Consider the following 24,899-nt stretch of genomic DNA (forward strand, 5'->3'; position numbering starts at 1 on the left):
ACGACTCCGTCGCGTACATGCGGGATCCGTTGAGTGCCGTCGTTGCTCCAGAACTTCGTGGACGCGTTGCCACCTCCGTCGAGCTGCACAGGGAGATGGGTAAGCACGGGGCAGACACCTTAGTGACACCCAACATGGTGGTCGCGATGGGCTGGGTGAGGCGTAGCGTGTGCGAGCTGCGCCCTGCAGGGTGTTTTCCGGCTCGTAGACGTCGCGCAGTTGCAAACTGCTCCTGCGAAGGGCGGGCTGACCAATTTCGCTCACGCCAGCTTCCAACGCCGAGTTGACGCACTATTCTGACTTGGTCAGAACGCATGCAGCAAAGTGATCACAGGATCGAGAACATGGGCGCGCTTCGCGACTACCTACAGGGCTTGGCCAGGATCCATGCGACCGGCGAGGCCACCGAGGAAACCCCCTACTACGGGCAGTTGGAGAGACTGCTCAACGCCGTGGGTAGCCGATTGTCACCGACGGTCATGTGTGTGCTGACTATCCGCAACCGCGGTGCTGGTGTTCCTGACGGCGGCCTGTTCGTCGGCACTCGCGCCGTTGTGGCGGCCGGGCATGAGGCTATGGCGGCACGGGCCCCGGAACGGGGCGCAATGGAGGTCAAAGGGCCAGCCAAGGATGTGCGTCGGATCGCGCGGAGCCAGCAAGTGGCACGATACCTCGACAGGTATGGGAAGGTACTGGTCACGACCTACCGTGAGTTCCTGGTGGTGAGCCTCGGCGCGGATGGCCAGGCAGTCGTAGGCGAAGCCTTCACTCTTGCGAGAGACGAAGACAGTTTCTGGTCGCTAGCGCATGCGCCTAATCGTGTCACTCCTGCACTGGAAGCCCAACTTGAGGACTACCTGACACGGGCGCTACTAGGCGATGCACCGCTTTCGCAACCCGCCGATTTGGCATGGTTTCTAGCGGCCTACGCGCGGGAGGGACTGAGGCGCCTGGAGTCAGCTGATGCTAGAGACCTGGGGGCCCTTACCACGCTGCGCGAGGCGATGGAGGATGGCCTCGGGCTGCGTTTCGAAGGAGAAGACGGAGAGAGATTCTTCCGGTCGGCGCTCGTGCAGACGCTCTTCTATGGCGTCTTCGCCGCATGGGTTGTGTGGAACGAGTCGCAGACTTCCGGTAGTCGCCGACGGTTTAGTTGGAAGTCGGCCCAATGGACCCTCAAAGTCCCGATGGTTCGCGTCCTGTTTCAGCAATTGGCGACGCCAGCGACGTTACCGGTCGGCCTCGACGAAGTGCTGGATTGGACCGAGGACGTGCTAGCTCGGGTCGATCCCACGCTCTTCTTCGATAGCTTTGAGTCTGGTCACGCCGTGCAGTACTTCTACGAGCCCTTCCTTAAGGCATACGATCCGGACCTTCGGCGTCAGCTGGGAGTCTGGTACACCCCGCCCGAGGTCGTGCGCTACATGGTCATGCGGGTTCACCAGGCACTTCAACGTGATCTCCGCCTGGAGCTCGGTCTGGCCGATCCCAACGTTCACGTGCTCGACCCGTGCACGGGCACCGGATCCTTTCTGGTCGAGATCATCGAATTCGTCGCACGGATACTGGAGGAACGGGAGGGCGATGCGCTAGTTGCCCAGGACGCAAAAGCAGCCGCATTGAGCCGAGTGCACGGGTTCGAGTTGCTGCCGGCACCGTTTATTATCGCTCACCTAAATATCGGGCTAGCCCTTGACCGACTTGGTGCACCGCTCTCCTCCGACGAACGGGCGAAGGTCTACTTGACCAATGCTCTGACCGGCTGGGTTGAGACCGATGAGCATCCCAGACTTCCCTTCCCTGAGTTCGAGGAAGAGCGGGATGCTGCCACCGACATAAAGAGGTCCCAACCGATCCTCGTTGTCCTAGGTAATCCGCCGTACAACGGATTTGCCGGTGTTAGTGGACGGGAGGAAGGAGGTCTCGTCGAGCCCTACAAGCAGGGCTTGGTCGACCATTGGGAGATCACCAAGAACAAACTCGACGATCTATACGTGCGCTTCTTTCGGGTCGCCGAGCGGCGTATCGCCGAGCAAACCGGCAAGGGAATCGTGTGCTTCATCTCAAATTTCTCATGGCTTGGCGATCCCTCGGCAGTGGTTATGCGGAAGCATCTAGTCACAGAATTTGACCGCCTTTACGTCGATAACCTCAACGGGGATAGCCGGGAGACTGGAAAGAACACCCCTGACGGTCTGCCCGATCCAAGTATCTTCTCGACAAAACTCCAACCCTCTGGCATCCAGGTAGGCACGGCCGTCAGCTTGTTGGTCAGAACAGAGTCGCATACTGCTAACGCATTTGAAGGCTTCTACCGAGACTTTTGGGGGTTGAACAAGCGGGTTGATCTCGAAGCATCGCTGAGTGAACCCACTAATGTCGCCGAGTACATCCCCCTGGTTCCCAACAAGGAGAACTGGTATCGCCTGCGCCGGTGGGCGCCGCGCCAGGGCTACGAACAATGGCCAGCAGTTCCCGATCTTGCGCTAAGAGATCCGCTCCTCGGGCTCAATGAAAATCGAGGGGATTCGCTCATCTCTCTGGATCAGGGACAGTTGTTGGACCGTATGGCGCACTTCCTAAACCCAGATATCGAGTTCGCTGATCTCGATGATCGAGTCAGCGCACTTACCCAGACATGGGCCCGCTTTGATCCGTCAAAGGTCAGGGCCAGGCTACTAGCTGACAGTCCCTTTGATCCATCCAAAGTTGTTCGTTTCTGCGTCAAACCATTCGATGTTCGCTGGGCATACGTCGATACCGCGGGAAAGCTTTGGAACGAATCTCGAGATGAGTTGGTTCGAGCCGCATCCCTTGGAAGTGACTTCCTCCTGCTACGTCGTCGCGCGCCGCGCGCACTCGATGGGGCCGCGTTCCTGCTCTCGCGCAGCCTCATTGATCAGCATGTAATGCATAAGGACGCCTACGTTGTGCCTTTCTATCTAGCCACAGAAGTGGGTAACAGCCGGGGAAATGAAGCCGGTGGCGCTATTTCACTATTTGACGTAGATGTGGAATCTGCGGACGAATCAAACTGGAGGCCAAACCTTTCAGAACTTGCTCTGGACTATCTCGCTGAACTGGGCGTCACTGATGCCCAGACCTCACAACGGAACGCCCAGCTAATCTGGCAGCACGTCCTGGCTATCGGGTACTCGCCGCTGTATCTTGAAGAGAACGGCGATGCGATTCGGAACGACTGGCCACGCGTGCCACTCCCCTCGACGCTTGACCAACTGATGACTTCGGCCCGGCTCGGGCAACGTATTGCAGGTCTGCTGGATATTGACAGCGACGAGTCCGAGCTCGACCTGGCGACAACCCTGCAGGGACGGCGAACGATTGCTCCGTTGGCGCGTATGGACGGAAATCCATTGTCACCCGATGCGGGTGACCTCTCCGTCACAGCTGGCTGGGCCATTGAACAGACGCGCCGGCAGAGGAGCGGTGCCACCTCGCGAATCGTCATGCCCGGCCGAGGCCGAGTCGAGGTACGCGAACGTACAGATGCGGAGCGCCAGGCGCTGACGGATCGAGAACGAGAACTTTTGGGTGCCGAGGTGATCGACGTTTACCTCAACGATAAAGTGTGCTGGCGCGGTGTTCCGCAAGCGGTGTGGGATCTAAAGATCGGCGGATACCAGGTTCTACGCAAATGGCTCTCCTATCGGGAAAGGAGAATCCTCGGCCGCGATTTGGCCGTTCCTGAAGTCCGGCAATTCGCCGCCATCTGTCGGCGGCTCGCCGAACTGGTTTTGCTTGGCCCGGAGCTCGACGAGAACTATCTAGCTGCGATTGATTCATCACCTATGGTGTGAGTCATAAATATTCCGCAGAGCATGCATGGGGGCAGTAACCTTCTTTGTTGGCGTGTCGTGTGCCTGGTGGATCCCCAGTTCTGGGCAGCGATGCTCTGCCCAGAACAGTGCTCCTCAGCCCGGAACTCCACGCAACCTTGGTGTGCCCCGCCGAGAATGGACGGCTGGACGGATACGGGAGCGTCGGTATCACCGCCGGTTACTCCCCGTTGCCGGTGAGCGCGAGGGGAGCGGGGCACGGAGGGGTCGAGGAAGTACACGACCCGAACGTGGCCGGATCGGCGGCCACTTCCGCAGGTCGGAGCCGCGTAGGCGGGCGTGTGAGTATCTGCGGGGGCTGCTGGCGCGGCTGGAGCGGAAGAACGGCTGGACACTGTCTGAGCAGGCTGGCGAGTTCTGCCCTGACGGCATGCAGCGTCTGTTGAACCAGGCCGGCTGGGACGCGGACGCGGTCCGCGATGAGGTCCGCGGTTTCGTGCTGGAGTATCTCGGTGGTGAGGGCGGCGTGCTGATCGTGGATGAGACCGGGTTCATCAAGAAGGGCACCGGGTCGGCCGGAGTGCAGCGGCAGTACACCGGCACTTCTGGGAAGATCGACAACAGCCAGCTCGGGGTGTTCCTGGCCTGTAACTCCGCCGCCGGGCGGGCGCTGATCGACCGGGAGTTGGACTTACCCACCTCCTTGACCGAGGACGCAGCCCGCCGGACGGATGCCCGGATCGGCGACGAGATCACGTTCGCCAGAAGCCCGCGCTGGCCATGGCGATGCTGGCCCGGGCAATCGAGGCCCAGGTGCCGTTTCGGTGGGTGACCGGGGACGAGGTCTACGGCGGCACCTCGGCCCTGCGGTCCTGGCCGGCCAGTCAGAACGTCGCCTCGGTGCTGGCCATCGCCTACCAGCACCGGTGCGGGCCGCGCGGGCAGAACGCCCGCACCATTTCGCCGATCCTGCCCAAGCATGCCTGGGAGATCCGCTCCGCCGGCCACGGCGCCCACGGCCTGCGCGAGTACGCCTGGGCCCTGGCCCCGCTGCTCGACGCGGACGAACCTACCGACGGGTTCGAGGACGCGCTGCTGATCCGCCGCAACCTCGCCGACGGCGAACGGGCCTACTACCTCGTGCACGCACCAGCGGGCACCTCGCTTCCGGAGATCGTGAGGGCCCGCCGGGTCCCGCTGGGCGATCGAGGAGTGCTTCCAGGCCGCGAAGAACGGGGTCGGTCTCGACCACTACCAGGTCCGCCACTATCCGGCCTGGTACCGGCACATCACCCTGGCCATGGCCGCCGCCGCCCACCTGACCGCGATCCGCGCTGCAGCAGACGAAAAAGGGGACACCGCCACGACCTGATCCGACTGAGCGTGAACGAGATCCGCCGCCTGACGGCCAAGTTCACCCACATCGTCCGGCACGAAGCCGACCACATCCTGCACTGGTCACGCTGGCGACACCGCCACCAACACCGAGCCCGCCTCAGCCACTACCGCCGCCGAGGCCACCCACCGCCATAACCGCGGCTGCAGTACTAGCGTGGACCCAACCATCTCGGACCGGAGTAAGGGACAAGGGAGTTGGCGACTCAGGCATCACACCGGTGGGACTACGACTATGGCGACTTCACGTCCCGCAGGCTGTTGCACCACCAGTTCGGCGGTTCCCTGATGACGGGCATCGCGGTGTCCCCCGCGAGCAGCCACGTGCTTCTCTTCAGCCGCGGCGGTGCATCCGGCATCGGGTGGCGAAACGACGGCTTCTACTACTACGAGGGTGCTGCGGCATCAGGCACCGGCAGCCTTTACAACGAGGCGGTCGAGAAGGCATGGAGCAGGGGATGGCGCCTGAGGCTACTCGAAGCCCCCCGCTGCGAAAGACGAGGGCTTTACCGCTTCGTCGACTCCTTCGTCCTCGACGATGCCGTCGAGGAGGGACACAGGAACAGCCAGGAAGGCGGCCTCCTGCGCTACCCCGTCTTCCGGCTGCGCAGCGTTGACAGTTTCACCCGCCATCCGGACGTCATGACACCACCCGGCGACCCTCGGTATGTACACGTCCGCCGCGTCGAGAGGTCCGATCTGCTGCACCGCGACACCCGCAGCAAGTCCCTGGACCATGAGAGGCCAGAGACGCGTCTGTCGAAATCCTTCGAACGCTTCCTGATCCGCCAGGGATACGCCGTGCACCGTCTGGCAATCCACCACACGCCGAGCCGCCCGCCCATGCTCACCGATATCTGGATCGCCCAACTGAGTCTGCTCATCGAGGCCAAAGCGGGCAGGAATCCGGTCGACGACGTCCGGTACGCATTAGGACAACTCGGCCACTACACACGCCGGCTGCCCGGCGTCCTACGCAGAGCCGTCCTCCTTTCCGAAGACCCCGGTCAGGACCTCAGGGAGACCGCCCTCTACATGGGAGCCGACCTCATCTGGCACGACGGCATCCAATGGTGCACCACAGGCGAATGGGGCCGTATCGCTGGTCTGAAACAGTGGCACGTCTGAGCGGCCGGCACCGACCTCCTGACCGTTGCTGTGCCCGTCCGCTCTGCCGCCACGGTTGGACGCCAGTTCGTGGTGACGCGACCCTTCCTGAGAGCGATCGATCAGGCGAAAGAAGAGTGAGCAGCGCCTGCTGGTCGGTTTGATTTCTAGCATGGAATCGCCCAGTGGAGCGATGGAGGCATTTCCTTCGTGTTCGTGTGGAGAGGAACTCTGTGCTATGGAAAGGGCACGAACCGTAGAACTCGCTATCGATGCGCCTCCCCCGCCGCGTGGTCCTTCTGAACTGCGGCACCAACCCGAACGCCACCCTGAGGAAGGGCGCAGACGAGATGTGACCACCCACAACGCCCGTCCATGTCTTCCCGGCCAGAACCAGGGGCACTGACTTTCCCGAGGCTGCCACCGGTCTCTCCGTTTGCTAGCACCACCAATGCTCTACACCCCTACCTCGACGGCTGCCAGCAGTCCCGTCTCCCTCGACGGCCAGTGATCGCGACAGGGGGCCGGGTCGCAGGCTGTGGAGGGTGGTGTCAGTGCCTGCTGTCAGAATCTGGGTCGCATCTTGAAGTCCCATGAGAGGAGAGCGACGTGGTCAGGCGCTTATGGATGGTGACGGCGGGCCTCCGAGCCTTCGTCGGCTCCGGTGTGGGGCGCAGAGAAACGCAGCCTGATGCACCGCAGGAGGAGGGCGCGAATCCCGTCGGCGTGGAGCCGTTGCCACCACTGCCGGAGTCATTCAATCGCCGGGTTGAGGCGTTGGTCGAGGTGCTCGACGCGCCTGGTGAGGTCGAGCTGGCTAAGCAACTCCTTGAGGCTCGGGGGTGCGCTGTCCGGCCGGCTCCAGCGGGAGTACCCCAACGGCCGGGATATGTGACACAGAGCGTTGAGGTCAGGCTGGACGGCGCGAAGCGGACCGCTCGATCGGGTGCGGAGGACATCCTTCACGAGGTTGCCACCCGGGTAGCCATGGAGGTGCGAGGGAGCAGGCTCCTGGCATCGCCCCCTGCGACTCGCAGGACGGCCTTCCATGCGCATCGCCCGCTCCCGCGTGACGCGAACCGGCTTCGCCGTTGGTGGGTGCAGAACTGGATCGCTGTCGGAGGTCGCGATCTGTCATGCACCCTTCATCTGCCGGAGGGGGCGTACACGCAGGCCGCTGCCGCGGAGGAGTTCACACAGTGGAGCAGTCCGCATGACGCGACGCGGTTCGATGAAAGCAACGTGAGGATGGCGCTCGGCCCCAGGTCGCCCGCAGGTGCAGCGGAAGGTGATGAGTCACGCAGCATCCCTTGGCCGAGAGTCGCCGTCTTCCTGATGCTCGCCGTCCTGTGTCTTGTCAGCGGCGGCCTCTTCAGCGGCGCGTGGCTGAGCAGCCTCGGGCCGCACTGGCGTTGGGTTGTCCTTCTTCCTCCGACCCTCCTGTGCTGGCCGGCCGGGGTATGGGCAACGAGCAACGCACACCGACCGCGTCTTGTCCGGCTGGGGACAGGCGTGATGCTGACAGGTAGTCCGACGGTTGTCGGCTACTTCTGGGCGCAGAACCAGCCGGACGGGCTTAGTCAACAGATCACCATGCTTGCGGTCACGGCCGTTCTCGCTGTGGCGGCGATCGGCACGTGGTTCGCGGTTCGCCGGTCTTGGATCAGCCGAAATGCCCACTGGCTGGTACCTGCACTAATGGTGCCGTTCCCGCTGGTCCTGCCCTGGACCGGGCGGTTTCTGCATGCGGCCTACCTTTCTGAAGTGCTGGGTATCCCCGTCGACGCCGTGCATATCCCCTTCTACTGGCACTTCTTCATCACGGTGAAGCCTCTGGCCATCGCCGGGTTGGTCGTCCTGTGCGTACTTGGACTCGCAGGCTGGGCTCGCTACCACCACTGGTGGGCCAATACGCGGTGGCTCGTCGTCGTCGTCCTTCCAATGATCCTCGCCTTGTACTTCCTGCTGGTCATGGTGACCGCGGTGGGCCGGGTGGACGAGGCAGCGGAGATGGCAGCGGCTGACGCCCGTGCGGGTAAGCGCCCCGGCCACTACTACGGCCTCCAGGGCGAGCTTATGTGCGTGCATCCGCACCGCAGGAAGATCCCCGTTTTCAATGGGCCGCTTCCCGTAGACAGGCCGGTGTTGACGTACGGCAACAGTGGCGACGACCTGTGGCTGTGGGATCCTGCTTCGTCCCGAGGAAAGGACTTGCAGCGCCACGCGTTGCGCGTCCCGGCGGGAGACGTCACCCTGACACCTGCGCGTGGGGGGTCCTGTCCATCCAGTTAAGCCAGCGTAGCTCGTGCGTACCGCTAGTAGCACTGCCTGGCACGCACCCCCACCGGAGCCCAGCATCGGGGTTGCGGATGGGGTACTCAGCGAAGCGCGGTATCAAGTCTATTGCCGCGACACGAATGACCCCGTCCTTCTAGCTGTACATGATGATGCAGTTTCAGCCAATCTCGGAACTCCGAGGCATGTGCGTGACATCGGCTGATTTGCGGGATGGCGGCACACGTGTGGTTCTCGACACCATCGACTCTCCGCTCACTGTACTGACCGCAGGTGTGCCCGCGGGTGGACGGGGGAAGGGAGGCGGCGATGTCGCATTCCATGGGACGGGAGCCGGGGGGCGTTTGGCCGGAGGTACCGGTTGAGGCCGCCGTGCCACGCGTCTCCTATACGGAGCCGATCACGCGACGCTTATGTGCCGCAGCGTTTGCGCGTCCGAACTGGGCGGCAGCGGTTCGGAAGGATCTGCGGCAGACGCTCGCCGCGGCGAAGCAGAAGGTGCGTCATCGGTTGGGACTCCGTTCCGCGACCGATGCCGAGAAGGGCACTGCTAGCGGAAGGAAGCCTCCGCGGGTCGTGCTGGGTGAGGACTTCGCGGTGTGGGTGCGTGACCGCATAGCGCGTCAGTCGCACCCCGTTCCGGCCTTCGCCTACGAGCTGGAACCCATAGAGCGAGCCTGTGATCGCGCGGTGCGTCTCACTCGGAGGCGGCGCGCCGTCGTCATCCTCCTAGCTGTCGGCTGCATCGCGGGAGCGATCACCGGCACCGTGACCGTAGGCACGGCGGCGTTGTCGCTGGCCCTGGGGTGCTGGTTGTCCTTCCTGGTGGACCGCGTGCTGGCCCAGCGTGCCTTCAATGCCGCGTTGCAAGAACCACTGGCCGACTCCCCGCACACCAGCGAATGGTCCTTCGACATCCCGGCACCTACGGCAGCCGTGCCCACACCGTCGCCGGCCCTGCCCTACACGCGTGAGATGCGCAACGACCGCCCCAGGGACCGCTTCATCGGCGCCGGTCCGCAAGCGTGGCCGCCAGCCGTCATCGGCATCGACGTCGAGCCGGCGCCAGAGTGGCAGGACGACGATGAGCCTCCCGATCTCTACGCTGGCCCTCCTTCGGCCGACGGCAGCGTCGAGAAGACGGCTGCTGCGGTGCTCGCCGCTCTCGGTCAGCAGGGCAAACGCAGTGGGGCACGGAAGCCGCTGAAGCAGTTCAAAGTCACCGAGCTGCATGAGCATGTAGCCCGGCGCCTTCAGGAACCTGCGCCCTCGCACGACCGGCAACATCCCATCCCCCGCGTCGAAGTTCTCGGCATCGCGGGCATTGCCGACCACCGTTGGGGCAAGCTAGGCGAGAAGGAGTGGGCGGGCCTGCAGGCTCTGGCGGAGAATCGGAGCCTGGCCGGGCTGCCAGCCACCGAGGTGGCGCGGCGGTACATATGGGCCCGCATCGTCTCCTGGAACGGCGAGATGGTCGCCTCCGTGCTGGTGCACTTCGCCTACGAGGGCGGGTTCCTGCGGGTGACCGTACGCCCGCACATCATGACCCCTCTCAACCCCGCCGTGGCAGACCTTGCGCCAACGCACCCTCAGAACATCGGCTGGCTTGGCCGTGCCGCCGTAAACGCCGTGGGTGACGTAGCCGCCGCCACCGGCCGACTGATCCGCCGTACCCCGCGGACCAAGCCCGAGCTGGACGCCGGCGGACCTGTCAGCTTGCGCGAGGTCTACAGCGTGCGCTGGATGGACGACATGCACATGAACGACGACGCCCGGTACTACGTGCAGATGATGCAGCGCCGCGTCTTCGACTCCACCGAGATCTTCCTGCGCGATCACAACGTGGACATCGCCGCCTACCGGCAGCAGGCCACCGCGATCTACAACTTCGGCGTCATGAACGGCGGCACCATCACCGGCAACGTCCAGGCCGCACCCTTCGCATCCGACACCCACATGAGCTAGGAGCCCTCATGACACCCCGCCGACGCCGCTCCGACCCCACGCCCGGTGGGACCAACTTCGGCGTGATCAACAGCGGCGACATCACCGGCAACGTGCAGGCCGCAGCGTTCTCGCAGAACGTCTCCCAGACTAACCACTTACCCCCGGCCGAACGAGCCGCTGCACTCGATCGCGCCCGAGCCAGCATCAGCGAGCTGCGCCAGGCACTCCGCGACTTGCACGTGGAGGAGGACGACGCAGCCGCGATCCGGCGCATCCTTGACGAGATCGCCCCCAGGATCGAGGAGCCTGAGCGGGAAGTCGGAGCATTACGGATCATGCTCGACACCCTCATGCGGCACTGCGGCGGTGTTCCCGGCCTGCTCGCAGCAGCCCAACTCGTCCAGTCAACGGTGACGACACTTCTGCCGGCCTCCAACTGACGTCTCGATCCTGTGGCCGCCGCACACGCCAGGGCGTCGGCGCCCCGCGAGATGTCTCTGCCCTGGGGGCACATGTAGGGCACACGGGGCTCGAAAACGCCACCGACCAGCAGGTACCAGTGAAGGGAATTCCTGCTGGTCAGTGGCGTTCCGGTGATGAAGTCGCAGGTCACCGCGGTGCCGGAGGCACTTGATCCTCAAATGGCGCGAGGACGCCCCCCTCCAGGCGGCGTGATGCCCGCCCGTCGCGCCTGAGAGGTCGTTACCGGCTACTCGAAGCTGATCCCGCCGTGTTCGTCCGTGCGGACGGGCAGGTCGTTCCAGGCGAAGTCGTAGTCGCCGCTCCGGCACTTCCACAGGATGTCCTGGCAGAAGTAGCCGGTGTTCTCACCCGGTGCCGCGGTGACGACGTCCGGCAGCCGGTCGCAGCGCGGGTCGCGGGGGGCCAGGGGGCCGTCGGCGTCGCTGCGGGCCAGGTGCCAGGCGTACGCGGCGTAGACGGCCTCGGCGGTGTGGACGGTGGCCAGGGGGCGGACGGCGTAGCGGGGGCGGTCCACGGGCGTCCCGGGGCGGGGGTCGGTGCGCCGTACCTGCCAGGGCACCTCCACGCCCGCGTAGCTGACGGTGCAGCGGGTGGCCGCCCCGGCGCGGCCGGGGAGTCCGCCGGTGCAGCGGCCGGGGCGGACGGGGCGCAGGTCGTCGGCCATGAGGAGCGTCTCGCGCTGGAGGCGTACGAGGATCCGGTCGGTGTCGCTCGCGCCGCGGCCCGCCGCCGGTACGGCCCGTGCGGCGGCGGCGAAGGGCAGGGCGGGGTCCGTGCCGCCGGGGCGGATCTCGACGGGGCGCCGGTGGCCGCGGACGTCGGTCGGCTCGGGGCGGTCGTCGCAGCGGTGCGACACCTCTGTGCAGCCGGATAACAGGGTCACCACGGCAGTCACGGCTGCCACGGTGGCGGCCAGGGCGCGGCTCATTACTCCGTTCTACCTCCGGACACCCTCCCGAACGAACAGTGCGCCTGGTTCACCCCGGCGTACGCCCCGGCGTGAGCCCTCGCGGATCGGCGTGTCCGCGGGGGCGTTCGCCCGTCCGCTGCACCGGTCGTGCGACCGCTTTGCCCTGAATGTACGATTCTTGGCGTTGCTGTTTCCTCCTGGAAGGAAGTCCGATGCCCCGCACGCGGAAAGCGACTTTCGGCGCCCTCGGCGCCACGCTCTGCGCGACCGCACTGGTCGGCACCGCAGGAGCCGCCCAGGCACAGGACGACAACGGCGTCGCCAGGAAGAGCGCCGCCGAGATTGCCACCGCAGCCACGGACGCCTTCAACGGCGCCCGGTCCATGCACGCCACCGTGAGCAGGGACGGCTCCGGCCTCGACCGCCAGGACCCCGCACGCCTGGACGTCTCCGCGGACCGCAAGGACAACTGCGTCGGCACCGTCGAGTACGCCGCGGACGGCGGCAGCCTGGAGGTCATCCGGCACGCCGACAAGGTGTGGGTCAAGCCGGACGCCACCTGGCTGCGGAACAACCTTCCCGCCGACCAGTCGAAGGACGTGCAGAAGCTGGAGGGCAAGTTCCTCCAGGGCACCGCCCAGGACCAGGGCCTGTCCGACCTCGCCAGGCTCTGCAGCATCAACGACTACCGCGACGCCATCAAGGACGCGACCTCCGCGGGCACCCTGAAGAAGGGCAGCGAGACGACCGCCGACGGCGTGCCCGTCATCGAGATCACGGGCAAGCACGACGGGACGGACATGACCCTCGCCGTCGCCACCCGGGGCACGCCGTTCCCGGTACGGGCCGCGTCGACCGCCGACGGTGAACAGCAGACCGCGAACTTCACCTTCGACCAGCCCGTCCCCGACAAGACCCCGTCGGCCGACGAGACCGTCCCCTGGGGCGCCTGACCCCCGCGGGGGCCACGGCCTGCCTGCCCGCCCGCGTTCGCCCTGCCGCGATGTCGGTCCCGGATGTGAGACTGGGCGCATGAGCGAAGAGCGCGGGCGGGCACGGGACTTCGGCATCCCGCTGACCGGCGAGCCGGGGGAGTGGAACGCCATCACCGACGTCCCCGGCGTCCAGGTCGGGTACGTGACGCTGGTCGAGGGCGACGACGTACGGACCGGCGTCACGGCGCTGCTGCCGCGCGGCCGCGACGGCGTCGGTACGCCGTGTGCGGCGGGTTGGCACTCGATGAACGGCAACGGCGAGATGACCGGCACGGCGTGGCTGGAGGAGAGCGGCTCGCTGGCGGTGCCGGTGCTCGTCACCAACACGTACGCGGTCGGGCCGGTGCACCGCGGCGTGGTGGAGTGGGTGCACCGGCACCGCAGGGACATGGCGCCGGAGTGGCTGCTGCCGGTGGTCACCGAGACGTGGGACGGGTACCTGCACGACATCCACGGGGCGCACGTCACGCCGGCGCACGCGGGCGCGGCGATCGACGCGGCGGCGGGCGGGCCGGTCCCGGAGGGCAACGTCGGGGGCGGCACGGGGATGCGGCTCTACGGGTTCAAGGGCGGCTCGGGAACGGCATCGCGCGTGGTGCGGTACGGGGCGGAGAAGTACACGGTCGGGGTCTTCGTGCAGGCCAACTTCGGGGCGCGGCGCGAGCTGGTGGTGGCGGGGACGCCGCTGGGCCGGGCGGCCGCCTCGTACGACAGCCGCGAGGGAGCGGGGAGCGGCGGCAGCCGCGGCGGCCCGGACAGCGGGAGCCCGGCGGGTGGCGGGCTGCCGGCGGGCAGCGGGAGTCCGGTGGATCGCGCGGGGGCCGCGGGTGGCGCGGGCGCCGAGGGCTTCGGCGGCGTGGATCCCGAGCGGCCCGTGCCGCCCGGCGCCGGGTCCGTCATCGTCGTCGTCGCGACCGACGCCCCGCTGCTGCCCGGCCAGTGCAAGGCCCTCGCCCGGCGCGTGCCGCTGGGCCTGGCCCGTACGGGCACCACCGGCAGCCACTTCTCCGGCGACCTCTTCCTCGCCTTCTCCACCGCCAACCCCGGCGCCCTCACCAGCACGTTCCCGCCCCGCCCGGCCGCGGGCGGCGAGGCGGGCGGCGCCGGTGACGAGGCTCCGTACGAGACGCTGCGCTTCATACCCTGGGGCCGCGTCGACCCCTTCCACACCGCGGTCGTCGAGGCCGTCGAGGAGGCCGTGCTCAATGTGCTGACCGCCGCCGCCCCCATGACCGGGCGCGACGGGCACCACGTGCCCGCGTTCCCGCTCGCGGCCCTCGCCGGCCTGCCCCGCGCGCGTACGGACTGACCGGGGCGGACGCCACCCGCGTCCGCACGGGCGGCGTGTCGGTCCGCGCCCTGCCGCTCCCGGTGCCCACGATGGGTGCGCCGAGGCGAGAGGAGCCGCACCGTGGCCCTGCACCAGACCGAGCGCGGCGGCGCCGGACCGTACGAGGACGTCTACGCGACGCCCATCAGCGAGCACGCGCTGCCCAAGTACCGCATGCCCGAGGAGGTCTCCGACCCACGCGCGGTCAACGCCCTCATCCGCGACGAACTGGCCCTCGACGGCAACGCCGCGCAGAACCTGGCGACGTTCTGCACGACCTGGGCCGAGGTCGAGGTCCACACCCTCATGGACGAGTGCCTCGGCAAGAACATGATCGACAAGGACGAGTACCCGCAGACGGCCGACATCGAGAACCGCTGCGTGCACATGCTGGCCGACCTGTGGCACTCGCCGCACGGCGAGACCACCATGGGCTGCTCGACCACCGGCTCCAGCGAGGCCGCGATGCTCGGCGGCCTGGCCCTCAAGTGGCGCTGGCGCAAGCGCCGCGAGGCCGAGGGCAAGCCCGCCGACCGGCCGAACCTGGTGTGCGGGCCGGTGCAGGTGTGCTGGGAGAAGTTCGCCCGCTACTTCGACGTCGAGCTGCGCCAGGTGCCGCTGGAGCCGGACGCCACCGGGCTGCGCCCGCATCAGTTGCGCGAGTACGTCGACGAGAACACCATCGGCGTCGTCGCCATCCTCGGCGTCACGTACACCTGCGACTACGAGCCCGTGAAGGAGATCGCCGCCGAACTCGACGCGATCCAGGCCGACACGGGCCTGGACGTGCCCGTGCACGTGGACGCCGCCAGCGGCGGCTTCGTCGCCCCGTTCCTCCGCCCCGAGCTGGAGTGGGACTTCCGCGTGCCGCGGGTGGCGTCCATCAACGCCTCCGGCCACAAGTACGGCATGGCGCCCCTCGGCGTCGGCTGGGCGATCTGGCGCTCCGCCGACCTGCTGCCCGAGGACCTGGTCTTCCGCGTCAGCTACCTCGGCGGCGACATGCCGACGTTCGCGCTCAACTTCTCCCGGCCGGGCGGCGAGGTCGTCGCCCAGTACTACAACCTGCTGCGGCTGGGCCGCGAGGGCTACCGCCGCATCTACCGCGCGGCGGCGGCCAGCGCCGACTGGCTGGGCGGGCAGATCTCCGGCATGGGCCCGTTCACGCTGCTGTACGACGGGCGCGGCGCGCTGCCCGCGGTGTCGTGGACGCTGACGGACCCGGCGGGCGCGGGCTTCACGCTGTACGACGTGACGGAGCAGTTGCGGGTGCGCGGCTGGCAGGTGCCGGCGTACCCGCTGCCGCCGCGGCGGCAGGAGACGGTGATCCAGCGGGTGCTGATCAGGCACGGGATCAGCCACGACAAGATCGAGCTGCTGGCGGCGGACGTGCGGGCGGCGCTGGACCGGCTGAAGGACGGGGCCGGGACGCCGGCGCCGCACCAGCCGGGCTTCCACCACTGACGGCGCGGGCGGGGCGGCGTTCCGGCGGTCCAGCGGGCCGGCGGTTCAGCGGGCCGGCGGTCCGGCGGTCCGGCGCGTTCCGCGGCGTTCAGGCGAAGAGGTCCGGGCGGATGCCCACCGCGTCGAAGAGGTGGTCGCGGGAGGCTTCGAGTTCGCGGCGCAGTCGGTCGAGGCGGGTGTCGAGCAGGCGCCCGCGCCACTTGCGTACCGTGCCGGCGACGATCACGGTGTCGACGTTGGTGCGGTCCATCAGGCTGACCACCGCGCCCGGCACGTTGTTGAGCGGGGCGACGTTGAGGGCGGTGGCGTCCAGCAGGACGATGTCGGCTTCCTTGCCGGGGGTGAGGGTGCCGGTCCTGCGGCCGAGCCCCAGGTGTTCGGCGCCGTTGGCGGTCGCGTACCGCAGGACGTCCCGGACGGTCAGCAGCGGCGGGGTGCCCGCGGCCGGGACGGGATAGTCGTTCGGGGGTGTGAAGTCGCCCTGCTCCAGGACCATCTGGTTGACGAGCATCCGCTGCATGGTCATCGCGGAACGCATCAGCGTGAAGGGGTCGGCGGCCATGGTGGTCTCGACGTCGGAGCTGAGCGAGGGCTCCATGCCGAGCTTCTGCATGGTGAGGACGGGCGGTACGCCGTGCCGCATGGCCATCTCGATCGGGAACGCCACCGAGATCCGCACTCCGGCGTCGCGCGCCCGCCGCCAGGCGAGGTCGGACATGCCCGTCATGTGGATGAGCAGGACGTCGGGGCCGAAGCCGAGGTCGCCGTCCGTGCCGCCGGTGCCGCGGGCCAGGTCGTCGATGACCGGCCGGTGGCCTGCGCTGGAGACGGCGTGCGCGGCGATCGGCAGGCCGAGTTCGCGGGCGATGCGCCAGGACCGGGTGTAGACCTCCTCGGCCTGGTGGATCTCCCCGCCCATGACCATGGTGAGCAGTTGGCCGTCGGAGGGGAACCACTCGTCCCTGATGCGGTACGCGTCCCGCGGGTAGCGGGATCCGGCGCGGCCGTCGCCCTCGAAGAAGCCGAAGGCCGCGCGGCGGCCGGTGTCGGCGAGCGCCTGGACGGCGGCGTCGCTGTGCTCGGGGGAGTGGTGGATCTGCGAGACGTCGAGGACGGTGGTGACGCCGGCGTCCAGCTGGGACAGCCCGGCGAAGAGGATGCCGGCGTGGACGTCGCGGGGCCGGTACGCGGGCGCGAAGCGGTTCAGCACGTACTCGACGTAGGAGGGGTCGGCGCTGGGTGAGCCCGATCCGTCGTCGATCAGCAGCCCGTTGGGGAGGAACGCGCGCAGGGCGGTCTCGAACTGGTGGTGGTGGGTGTCGACGAAGCCGGGCATGACGACGCGCCCGCGTGCGTCCACCACCTCGGCGCCGCCCGCCTCGATACGGGGCCGGATGCCGGCGATCCGGCTGCCTTCGACGAGGACGTCGGCGGTCTCGAAGTCGCCCACGTTCGGGTCCATCGACATCACCGCGCCGCCGCGGAGGACGTACCGGCGCCCCCGGGGCGGCGCCTGGCCGCGGTCGGGTGTGGCGGTGGCGGTGGCGGTGGCCGGGCGGACCGCGGCGGGCAGGGCGGCGCCCGCGGCGGCGGCGGTCGAGGTCGTGAGGAACGTACGACGGGCGTGACGACTGGTCACGGGGTTCCCTCCGGATGGTGGTCGACCCATCGAGTTGATGTGTCACCTCGAAGCTAGGCTCCGTTGAGTTGATTCGTCAACTCGACGTAGGATGGCCGCATGGCGCCGCAGGCACTGACAGAACGCGAACTCCGCGCATGGAGGACGTCCTTCCGCATGCTGGAGCTGCTGCGGACCCGGATCGAACAGCAACTCCAGGCCGGCAGCGGCCTGTCCAACGCCGACTACACCGTGCTCGTGCTGCTCTCCGAGGCGCCGGAGGGTCGGCGGCGCCCGTACGAACTCGGCCGGGTGGCCGGCTGGGAGAAGAGCCGCCTGCACCACCAGCTCACCCGGATGGGGACGCGCGGACTCGTCGCCCGGGAGCGGTGCGGCTCACGCGGCATGTACGCGGTGATCACGGAGAAGGGCCGCGACGCCCTGCGGGAGGCCGCACCGGGCCACGCGCGGGAGGTCCGGCGGCTGTTCGTGGACCAGCTCACGGCGGAGGAACTCGACAGGTTCGCCGACATCGCCGGCACGATCCTCCACAACCTGGAGGAGGACGAGCCCTCCGGCTCGTGAGGACAGGGACCGGGGGGCGGCGGGAGCCGGCGGCGGATCTTGTCGGTGGTGCGGCCTACCCTTGGGCGGGTGCGCGGGGGGTAGCGGTTGGGGCCGGAACGTGCCGGTACGGCCGGTACGGGACCGGACGGTGCCGGGGCGGCGCGATGCGGGACCGGACGGTGCTGGGACTTCGCGGTGCCGGGGCGATGCGGTGCGGGCGCTCAGACCGGGCGCTGGGCGTCCGACGCGCGGACCCGGGCGAAGAGCAGCGTCAGCACCGCTCCGCCCACCGCCCACGCCGCCAGCACCAGCAGCGGACCCGTCATCGCCCGCCCCCCGAAGTACGCGATCGACCGCGCCGTCCACGTCCCCGCCCCCGGGATCAGCGCCGGGCCGAGCTCCCGCCAGAACGGCGGCAGCAGCGGATACGGATACGCCCCGCCCGCGCTCGGATTGCCCGCGATGACGATCACCAGCACCGTCACCCCGATCCCGACGACGCCCAGCATCCCCTGGAACGCGAACGTCGTCGCCCCCGCCGCGCACACCACCAACGCCCCGAGCGCCGCCAGCCCCGCCACACTGCCCGGCAGCGCCCCCAGCACCGGCCCGATGACCACCGCACCCAGCACCCCCAGCGCGATCGCGTACAGCACCAGCACCCCCAGCCGGATCACCGCCCGCCGCGGCGACGACGGCCGGGCGCCGTAGCTGACCGCGAGGATCGCCGCACACAGATACCCGCCCACACACCACCCCACGACCAGGTAGAACGCCGACAGCCCCCGCGCGTCCCCCGAGTCCGCCGCGGCCACGTCCACCGTCCGTACGTCCCGCCCCTGCGCCCCCTCCGCCGACGCCACGACCCTCTCCACCGCGTCCGCCAGCGACTGCCCGCCGCCGCTCGCGACCAGCAGCACGTCCTGTCGCCCCCGCTGGTCCACGACCAGCGCGCCGTCCAGCTTCCGGTCCCGGATCTGCCCCACCGCCGCCTCCCGCGAGGCCACCGCCCGCGCCGACAGCGGCGAACCCCGCAACCCGTCCAGCCGGCCCACCACCTCGCCCCGCACCTGCGCCGGGGCGACCACCCCGAACGGGATGTCCTTCGGCTTCGGCGAGTGGAAAGCACCCGCGTACGAGGCGATGAACAACACCCCCAGCGCCAGCACCCCCAGCACCAGCAGCGCGGAACGCGGCGTCACCGCGTCCCTCACCTCGCGGAGGAACCCCCCGGCCCCGCGCCCGCCGCCCGCACCGCCCACGGGCATCCCGCCGTCAGCCGCCCCGCTGCCACCCAGGCCGTCCCCGCTGTCCAGACGCATGACCCCAGCGTCCGCGACACCCCCCGCCCCCGCACCGCGGATACACCCGAACGAGGCCCGCACTCCCCGGCCGCCGCCACGCCGCACCCGGCCGGTTCGCTACGGCAGCACCGCCAGCACCAGATACGCGGCGAACAACGCCAGATGCACCCCGCCCTGCTGCAACGTCGCCCGCCCCCGCGTCACCGTCAGCGTCCCCACCAGCACCGTCATCGTCAGCAGCACCAACTGGCTCTCCCCCAGCCCCAGCTTCAGCGGCCCCGCCAGCCAGATCGACGCGATCGCCACCGTCGGGATCGTCAGCCCGATGCTCGCGATCGCCGACCCGTACGCCAGATTCAGGCTCGTCTGCACCCGGTCCCGGCCCGCCTCCCGCACCGCCGCGATCGACTCCGGCAGCAGCACCAGCAGCGCGATCGCCGCACCCACCGCGGACCGCGGCAGCCCCGCCGCGTTCAGCCCGTCCTCGATCGCCGGCGACACCCCCTTCGACAGCCCCACCACGCACACCAGCGCCAGCATCAGCAGCCCGAGAGCGAGCCACGCCGTACGCGCCGACGGCCGGTGCGCCGGATCGTCCAGGTCGTCGATCACCTCGCCGCCCGGCGTCACCGGCAGGAACTCCTCCCGGTGCCGCACCGTCTGCGTCGCCACGAACATCCCGTACAACGCGATCGACGCCAGCGCCGCGAACGCCAGCTGCGGCGTCGTGAACACCGGACCCGGCTCGCTCGTCGTGAACGTCGGCAGCACCAGACTCAGCCCCGCCAGCGTCGTCACCGTCGCCAGCTGCGTCCCCGTACCCTCCGCGCTGAAGAACGCCTCCCCGCGGCGCAGCGCGACCAGCAGCAGACTGACACCAGCGATCCCGTTGCACGTGATCATCACCGCGGCGAACACCGTGTCACGGGCCAGCGCGCTCGCCTTCTCGCCCCCGTCGACCATCATCGTGACGATCAGCGCGACCTCGATGACCGTCACCGCCACCGCCAGCACCAGCGCCCCGTACGGCTGCCCGATCCGCTCCGCGACCACCTCCGCGTGATGCACCGCGGCGAGCACGGCGGCGATGAGGAAGAAGCAGACGACGCCGGTCAGCACGCCGGACAGCGAACGCTGCCAGGTGAAGACGAGCAGCACGGCGGCGACCGGCGGCACGACGACCGACCAGTGGATGCGCCGGGAAGCCGTACGGACGGTCATGTTCCGACACTGGCACGCGGTGCGCGCCCCTGCTCATCATGCGCGGCCGGACGGCGGTCTCCCGCACCGCCGGGCGCGGCCCGTACGCGCCCGGCCGCCGGCCCCCGGCACGTACGCCCTACGCGCCCACGCCCTACGCCCTCACGCCGACGGCCCTACGCCCGACGTCCCTACGCCCGACGTCCGACGTCCGACGTCCGACGCCCCTACGCCCGACGCCCCTACGCCTCCACCGCCGCCAGCCGGTGTTCCTGCGGGCTCACCCCGTGCACCCGCTTGAACGCCGTGCTCAGCGCGAACGGACTCCCGTACCCCACCCGCCGCGCCACCGCACCCACCGTCGCGTCCGGCTCCCGCAGCAGATCCGCCGCCAACGCCAGCCGCCACCCCGTCAGATACGTCATCGGCGGCTCCCCCACCAACTCCGCGAACCGCCGCGCCAGCGCCGCCCGCGACACCCCCGCCCGCACCGCCAGCTCCGCCACCGTCCACGGATGCGCCGGATTGTTGTGCAACAACTTAAGAGCCCGCCCCACCACCGGATCACCCTGCGCCCGGTACCACCCCGGCGCCCGCGCCTCCGGCCGCGCGAACCACGCCCGCAGCGCCGCCACCACCAGCAGGTCCAGCAACCGGTCCAGCACCACCCGCTGCGCCGGCCCGTTCCGCCCGATCTCCTCCTCCAGCACCGGCAGCACCGGGCAGTCGCACATCTCCTTCGTCACCACCACCAGCCGCGGCAGCGCATCCAGCAGCCGCGCACCGATCTCCCCCGCGTTCTCGTACGAACCGATGAGCATCCGCGCCGAGCCGCCACCCCCGTGCGACCACGTCCGCACGTCCGCATCCAGCTCCTCCGCGAGGCTCTGCCCGTCCGGTGTCTCACAGCGACCGCCCGCATGGATCACCGCCTGCGGCGCCGTCGCCGGATCGTCGGAGAACACGTACGGATCCGGTCCCCGCATGATCGCGATCTCGCCCTCCCCCACCCGCACCGGCTCCGCATCGTCGTACGTCACCCACGCCGAGCCGCTCGCCAGCGCCACGATCGACAGCGGCGCCCGGTCCACGACCCGCACCGACCACGGCGGCTCCAGCAGCGCACGGATCATCAAAGCGCCGTGTGCGCGGGGACTGTCGAGAAGACCGGCAATCGAGTCCATACGAACCAGAGTAGACGCTCACGTATGCCGGCGAGCCTTTCAGCCATGGAGCGTCCAGCCCGCCGCCGCTTCACTGGACCCATGACAAACAACGAGCGGAACATCAACCTCATCATCGGCGGCACCGGCAAGACCGGCCGCCACGTCACCGAGACGCTCACCGCCCGCGGCCACGCCGTACGCGCCGTCTCCCGCCACAGCGACACCCGCTTCGACTGGCACGACCCCGGCACCTGGACCGCCGCACTCCACGGCGTCCGCGCCGCCTACCTCACCTACGCCCCCGACCTCGCCGACCCCGCCGCCGCCCCCGCCGTCCGCGCCTTCACCGAGACCGCCGCACGCGCCGGAGTACAGCGCTTCGTCCTCCTCTCCGGCCGCGGAGAACCCGAGTGCATCCCCAGCGAGGACGCCGTCAAGGACTCCGGCGCCCAGTGGACCATCGTCCGCTGCGCCTGGTTCATGCAGAACTTCGACGAGGACTTCCTCCTCGACCCCGTACTCTCCGGCGAACTCGTCCTGCCCGCCGCCGACGTCCCCGAGCCCTTCATCGACACCCGCGACATCGCCGACGTCGTGGTCGCGGCCCTCACCGAGGACCGGCACAGCGGCACCACGTACGAACTGAGCGGCCCCCGTCTGCTCACCTTCGGCGACGCCGCCGCCGAGATCAGCCGGGCCACCGGCCGCGACGTACGCTACGTGCCCGTCACCCCCGACGGATTCCGCACCGCCGCCGCCGCGCACCTCCCGCCCGACGTCGTCGAGATCTTCGCCGAACTCTTCACCCGCATACTCGACGGCCGCAACGCCCACCTGACCGACGGCGTCCAGCAGGCCCTGGGACGCGCCCCCCGCGACTTCGCCGACTTCGTGCGCGAAGCGGCCGGGAGAGGAGCCTGGAATGTCTGACTTCCGCACGGCGGTGCTGTTCGCGGCCGCCCTCACCACGGGACTGAGCGCCGGACTCTTCTACGTCTGGTCGTACTCCGTGATGCCCGGCCTCGCCCGCGCCTCCGACCGCACCTTCGTCGAGAGCTTCCAGCAGATGAACCGGGCCATGATGAACGGCTGGTTCGCCCTCACCTTCGGCGGCGCCTTCCTCTTCCTGCTGCTGGCCGGCGGACTGCTCCTCGGCGCGGACGGCGACCAGAGGTCCAGGACACTGCCGTGGCTGATCGCCGCACTCGTCCTGTACGTGGCCATGTTCGTCATCACCTTCGCCGTCAACGTGCCGATGAACAACGACCTCGACGCCGCCGGCGCCGTCGACCAGATCAAGGACCTCGCCGGGCTGCGCGAACGGGTGGAGGACAGGTGGGTGCGCTGGAACAACGTCCGCTCCGTCGTCACCGTGCTCTCCTTCGGCTGCGTGAGCTGGGCGCTGTTCCAGTACGGACGCGCCACCGGCAAGGGGTAGCGGGTGGCGGCACGAGGCCGGCGCCGGGGGCACGGGGCCCCGGGGCCGGCCTCCGTCGTGTGCGGGGGCGTACAGGGGAAGCCCCCGGCGGGGGCGCCTCCGTGTGAACCGGGGGAGTTCACGGGGCGCCGACCGCCGGGGGCCGGGGGGATGGATCAGGGGGTCCGGGGGGGGCCGCGGGACGGGGACCCGGGATGGGGATCCGGGATGGGGACGGGGTGCGGCCGTCGAGCCGGCCCGGGGGGTGGTTACGCCGACGGGTCAGTCGTCGTCGCGGTCGTCGGCGTCGTCGTCACCGTCGTCGTCCCGGTCATCCCGGTCGTCGTCCCGGTCGTCGCTGTCGTCGGCGCGGTCGGCCACGACGTCACCGCTGGCGGCGTCGACGTTCACCTCGTACCACTTGCCGTCCTCGCCGAGGATGTCGATCTCCCACTGGTGGGCCCCGCCGCGGTCGTCGCCGTCGAACTCCGCCGACTCCACCGTGCCGGCCCGCTCCTGGAGCGCCGCGGCGATCGCGTCGTCGACGCCGACCTTCGCGGCGGCGAGCGCCTCGGCCTCGGCGCGGTCGTCGGCGTCCCGGCCGTCGTCGTCGCGGTCATCGTCCCGGTCGTCCCGGTCGTCGTCCCGGTCGTCGTCGCGGTCGTCACCGTCGTCGTCCCGGTCGTCGTCGCCCACCTGCACGTCCGCCGGCACCGAGGCGGCGTCCGCCCCGCTGTCCCCGTTCGAGGCCGCGACCGCGGTCACCGTGCCACCCGTGATCAGAGCGGCCGAGGCGACGGCGGCGATGACGATGTTGCGCTTCATGAGGGTTCCTCCTGCATCCGACGGCTCGTGCCGCTGTGTGCTGACAGAGACCAAGCTGCCTGAGCGACCCTGAAGGCACCCTGAAGCCACCTGAAGGGTTCTTCAGCTTCCGTTTGCGACCCTTGGGGCATGCGACTGCTGATCGTCGAGGACGAACGACGCCTCGCCACCTCCCTCGCCCGCGGGCTCGCCGCCGAGGGCTTCGCCGTGGACGTCGTCCACGACGGCGTCGAAGGTCTCCACCGCGCCACCGAGACCGACTACGACCTCATCGTCCTCGACATCATGCTCCCCGGCCTCAACGGCTACCGCGTCTGCGCCGCACTCCGCGCCGCCGGCGACGAGACCCCGATCCTCATGCTCACCGCCAAGGACGGCGAGTACGACGAGGCCGAAGGCCTCGACACCGGCGCCGACGACTACCTCACCAAGCCCTTCAGCTACGTCGTCCTCCTCGCCCGCGTACGCGCACTCCTGCGCCGCCGCGGCCGCACCGCCGCCCCCGTCCTGCGCATCGGCTCCCTCGCCGTCGACCCCGCCGCCCGGCGGGTGCACGTCGGCGAGACGGAGGTGACGCTGACGACGAAGGAGTTCGCGGTCCTCGAAGTGCTGGCGCAGCGCGCCGGCGAGGTCGTCTCCAAGTCCGAGATCCTCGACCACGCCTGGGACTTCGCGTACGACGGCGACCCCAACATCGTCGAGGTCTACGTCAGCGCCCTGCGCCGCAAACTCGGCGCCCGCACCATCCAGACCGTACGCGGCGCGGGCTACCGCCTCACCGACCCGGACGCGGGCGGCAGTTCCCGTGCGTAGCCCGTTCTCCTCCGTACGCGCCAAGGCCGCGGTCGGCGCGACGGCCGTCGTCGCCCTGGCGCTCGTCGCCGCGGGCGTCGCCGTGCTGCTCGTACTCCGCTCCAACCTCCAGGACCAGGCCGCCCTGCAGGCCGAGGTCAACGCCCGCCGCACCGCCACGGAGCTGAGCAACGGCGTTCCGCTCGAAGACCTCGACCTCCCCGGCGACAACCCCGTGGTCGTACGCGACGACAACGACGGCATCGTGCTCGCCAGTGAGGACCTCG

At 69.1% G+C, this 24,899-nt stretch carries 18 protein-coding genes and 1 pseudogene; 13 read left to right on the forward strand and 6 right to left on the reverse strand.

Features of this window, described 5'->3' with window-relative positions; all coding sequences use genetic code 11:
• Positions 1 to 344: 344 nt before the first annotated feature.
• From LG396_RS01175 to LG396_RS01200, 6 genes and pseudogenes are all read left to right on the forward strand, one after another.
• Positions 345 to 3,818, forward strand: coding sequence for a type ISP restriction/modification enzyme (locus LG396_RS01175; RefSeq protein WP_225793212.1), 3,474 nt, complete (start codon positions 345 to 347; stop codon positions 3,816 to 3,818).
• A gap of 277 nt (positions 3,819 to 4,095) precedes the next feature.
• A pseudogene (locus LG396_RS01180) lies at positions 4,096 to 5,169 on the forward strand (IS701 family transposase).
• A 221-nt stretch (positions 5,170 to 5,390) separates the two neighbouring features.
• Positions 5,391 to 6,320, forward strand: a complete 930-nt coding sequence (locus LG396_RS01185; RefSeq protein WP_225793213.1) for a hypothetical protein — start codon at positions 5,391 to 5,393, stop codon at positions 6,318 to 6,320.
• Positions 6,321 to 7,397: 1,077 nt separating this feature from the next.
• On the forward strand, positions 7,398 to 8,591 hold the full coding sequence (locus tag LG396_RS01190; RefSeq protein ID WP_225793214.1) for a hypothetical protein: 1,194 nt from the start codon (positions 7,398 to 7,400) through the stop codon (positions 8,589 to 8,591).
• A gap of 579 nt (positions 8,592 to 9,170) precedes the next feature.
• Positions 9,171 to 10,559, forward strand: coding sequence for an AbeC-like domain-containing protein (locus LG396_RS01195; RefSeq protein WP_225793215.1), 1,389 nt, complete (start codon positions 9,171 to 9,173; stop codon positions 10,557 to 10,559).
• 8 nt (positions 10,560 to 10,567) lie between these two features.
• Entirely contained in the window at positions 10,568 to 10,981 is a 414-nt protein-coding gene (locus LG396_RS01200) for a hypothetical protein (RefSeq protein ID WP_225793216.1), read from the forward strand.
• Positions 10,982 to 11,250: 269 nt separating this feature from the next.
• Here the strand turns inward: LG396_RS01200 and LG396_RS01205 are convergent, their stop codons facing one another.
• Positions 11,251 to 11,952: a hypothetical protein gene (locus LG396_RS01205; RefSeq protein ID WP_225793217.1), complete on the reverse strand. Its 702-nt coding sequence runs from the start codon at positions 11,950 to 11,952 to the stop codon at positions 11,251 to 11,253.
• 194 nt (positions 11,953 to 12,146) lie between these two features.
• Between LG396_RS01205 and LG396_RS01210 the strand changes: the two genes are divergently transcribed.
• The 3 genes from LG396_RS01210 (at position 12,147) to gad (ending at position 15,723) form a co-directional block, all read left to right on the forward strand.
• Positions 12,147 to 12,887 (forward strand): hypothetical protein, encoded by a 741-nt coding sequence (locus LG396_RS01210; RefSeq protein WP_225793218.1) that lies wholly within the window; start codon positions 12,147 to 12,149, stop codon positions 12,885 to 12,887.
• Positions 12,888 to 12,966: 79 nt separating this feature from the next.
• A complete protein-coding gene (locus LG396_RS01215) occupies positions 12,967 to 14,238 on the forward strand; it encodes a P1 family peptidase (protein WP_225793219.1) in 1,272 nt (423 codons plus the stop codon).
• A gap of 102 nt (positions 14,239 to 14,340) precedes the next feature.
• Complete coding sequence (gad, locus tag LG396_RS01220) at positions 14,341 to 15,723, forward strand: glutamate decarboxylase (protein ID WP_225793220.1); 1,383 nt, start codon at positions 14,341 to 14,343, stop codon at positions 15,721 to 15,723.
• A gap of 88 nt (positions 15,724 to 15,811) precedes the next feature.
• On the opposite strand, the gene LG396_RS01225 is transcribed toward gad, so the two are convergent.
• The gene (locus LG396_RS01225) at positions 15,812 to 17,362 is read right to left on the reverse strand and encodes an amidohydrolase family protein (RefSeq protein ID WP_225793221.1); all 1,551 of its coding nucleotides are present in this window, start codon (positions 17,360 to 17,362) and stop codon (positions 15,812 to 15,814) included.
• A 99-nt stretch (positions 17,363 to 17,461) separates the two neighbouring features.
• Here LG396_RS01225 and LG396_RS01230 point away from each other — a divergent pair, with 99 nt between their 5' ends.
• Positions 17,462 to 17,926 (forward strand): MarR family winged helix-turn-helix transcriptional regulator, encoded by a 465-nt coding sequence (locus LG396_RS01230; protein ID WP_225793222.1) that lies wholly within the window; start codon positions 17,462 to 17,464, stop codon positions 17,924 to 17,926.
• 203 nt (positions 17,927 to 18,129) lie between these two features.
• Here LG396_RS01230 and LG396_RS01235 read toward each other — a convergent pair whose 3' ends face one another.
• The 3 genes from LG396_RS01235 to LG396_RS01245 form a co-directional block, all read right to left on the reverse strand.
• Positions 18,130 to 19,293, reverse strand: a complete 1,164-nt coding sequence (locus LG396_RS01235) for a DUF3533 domain-containing protein (RefSeq protein WP_225793223.1) — start codon at positions 19,291 to 19,293, stop codon at positions 18,130 to 18,132.
• Between the two features lie 36 nt (positions 19,294 to 19,329).
• The gene (locus LG396_RS01240) at positions 19,330 to 20,433 is read right to left on the reverse strand and encodes a calcium:cation antiporter (protein WP_018836427.1); all 1,104 of its coding nucleotides are present in this window, start codon (positions 20,431 to 20,433) and stop codon (positions 19,330 to 19,332) included.
• A gap of 221 nt (positions 20,434 to 20,654) precedes the next feature.
• Positions 20,655 to 21,596, reverse strand: coding sequence for an AraC family transcriptional regulator (locus LG396_RS01245; protein ID WP_225793224.1), 942 nt, complete (start codon positions 21,594 to 21,596; stop codon positions 20,655 to 20,657).
• Positions 21,597 to 21,677: 81 nt separating this feature from the next.
• On the opposite strand from LG396_RS01245, the gene LG396_RS01250 reads away from it, so the two are divergent.
• Together LG396_RS01250 and LG396_RS01255 are read left to right on the forward strand one after the other, a co-directional pair.
• Positions 21,678 to 22,508, forward strand: a complete 831-nt coding sequence (locus LG396_RS01250; RefSeq protein ID WP_225793225.1) for an NAD(P)H-binding protein — start codon at positions 21,678 to 21,680, stop codon at positions 22,506 to 22,508.
• On the forward strand, positions 22,501 to 23,016 hold the full coding sequence (locus LG396_RS01255; RefSeq protein ID WP_018836430.1) for an anthrone oxygenase family protein: 516 nt from the start codon (positions 22,501 to 22,503) through the stop codon (positions 23,014 to 23,016). The genes LG396_RS01250 and LG396_RS01255 overlap by 8 nt, the downstream gene beginning before the upstream one ends.
• A 261-nt stretch (positions 23,017 to 23,277) precedes the next feature.
• On the opposite strand, the gene LG396_RS01260 is transcribed toward LG396_RS01255, so the two are convergent.
• Positions 23,278 to 23,820, reverse strand: coding sequence for a PepSY domain-containing protein (locus LG396_RS01260; RefSeq protein WP_225793226.1), 543 nt, complete (start codon positions 23,818 to 23,820; stop codon positions 23,278 to 23,280).
• 129 nt (positions 23,821 to 23,949) lie between these two features.
• Between LG396_RS01260 and LG396_RS01265 the strand changes: the two genes are divergently transcribed.
• Complete coding sequence (locus tag LG396_RS01265; protein WP_018836432.1) at positions 23,950 to 24,633, forward strand: response regulator transcription factor; 684 nt, start codon at positions 23,950 to 23,952, stop codon at positions 24,631 to 24,633.
• Positions 24,634 to 24,899 lie beyond the last annotated feature (266 nt).

The organism is Streptomyces aculeolatus (genome assembly GCF_020400605.1).
GTDB classification, from domain to species: domain Bacteria; phylum Actinomycetota; class Actinomycetes; order Streptomycetales; family Streptomycetaceae; genus Streptomyces; species Streptomyces aculeolatus.

Bases quoted from the DNA above. Each gene is read 5' to 3' on its own strand.
- LG396_RS01215 (WP_225793219.1), top strand. From the start codon at position 12,967: ATGAGCGAAGAGCGCGGGCGGGCACGGGACTTCGGCATCCCGCTGACC.
- LG396_RS01250 (WP_225793225.1), top strand. From the start codon at position 21,678: ATGACAAACAACGAGCGGAACATCAACCTCATCATCGGCGGCACCGGC.
- LG396_RS01255 (WP_018836430.1), top strand. From the start codon at position 22,501: ATGTCTGACTTCCGCACGGCGGTGCTGTTCGCGGCCGCCCTCACCACG.
- LG396_RS01265 (WP_018836432.1), top strand. From the start codon at position 23,950: ATGCGACTGCTGATCGTCGAGGACGAACGACGCCTCGCCACCTCCCTC.
- LG396_RS01230 (WP_225793222.1), top strand. From the start codon at position 17,462: ATGGCGCCGCAGGCACTGACAGAACGCGAACTCCGCGCATGGAGGACG.
- LG396_RS01205 (WP_225793217.1), bottom strand. From the start codon at position 11,952: ATGAGCCGCGCCCTGGCCGCCACCGTGGCAGCCGTGACTGCCGTGGTG.
- LG396_RS01210 (WP_225793218.1), top strand. From the start codon at position 12,147: ATGCCCCGCACGCGGAAAGCGACTTTCGGCGCCCTCGGCGCCACGCTC.
- LG396_RS01200 (WP_225793216.1), top strand. From the start codon at position 10,568: ATGACACCCCGCCGACGCCGCTCCGACCCCACGCCCGGTGGGACCAAC.
- LG396_RS01175 (WP_225793212.1), top strand. From the start codon at position 345: ATGGGCGCGCTTCGCGACTACCTACAGGGCTTGGCCAGGATCCATGCG.
- LG396_RS01245 (WP_225793224.1), bottom strand. From the start codon at position 21,596: ATGGACTCGATTGCCGGTCTTCTCGACAGTCCCCGCGCACACGGCGCT.
- LG396_RS01240 (WP_018836427.1), bottom strand. From the start codon at position 20,433: ATGACCGTCCGTACGGCTTCCCGGCGCATCCACTGGTCGGTCGTCGTG.
- LG396_RS01260 (WP_225793226.1), bottom strand. From the start codon at position 23,820: ATGAAGCGCAACATCGTCATCGCCGCCGTCGCCTCGGCCGCTCTGATC.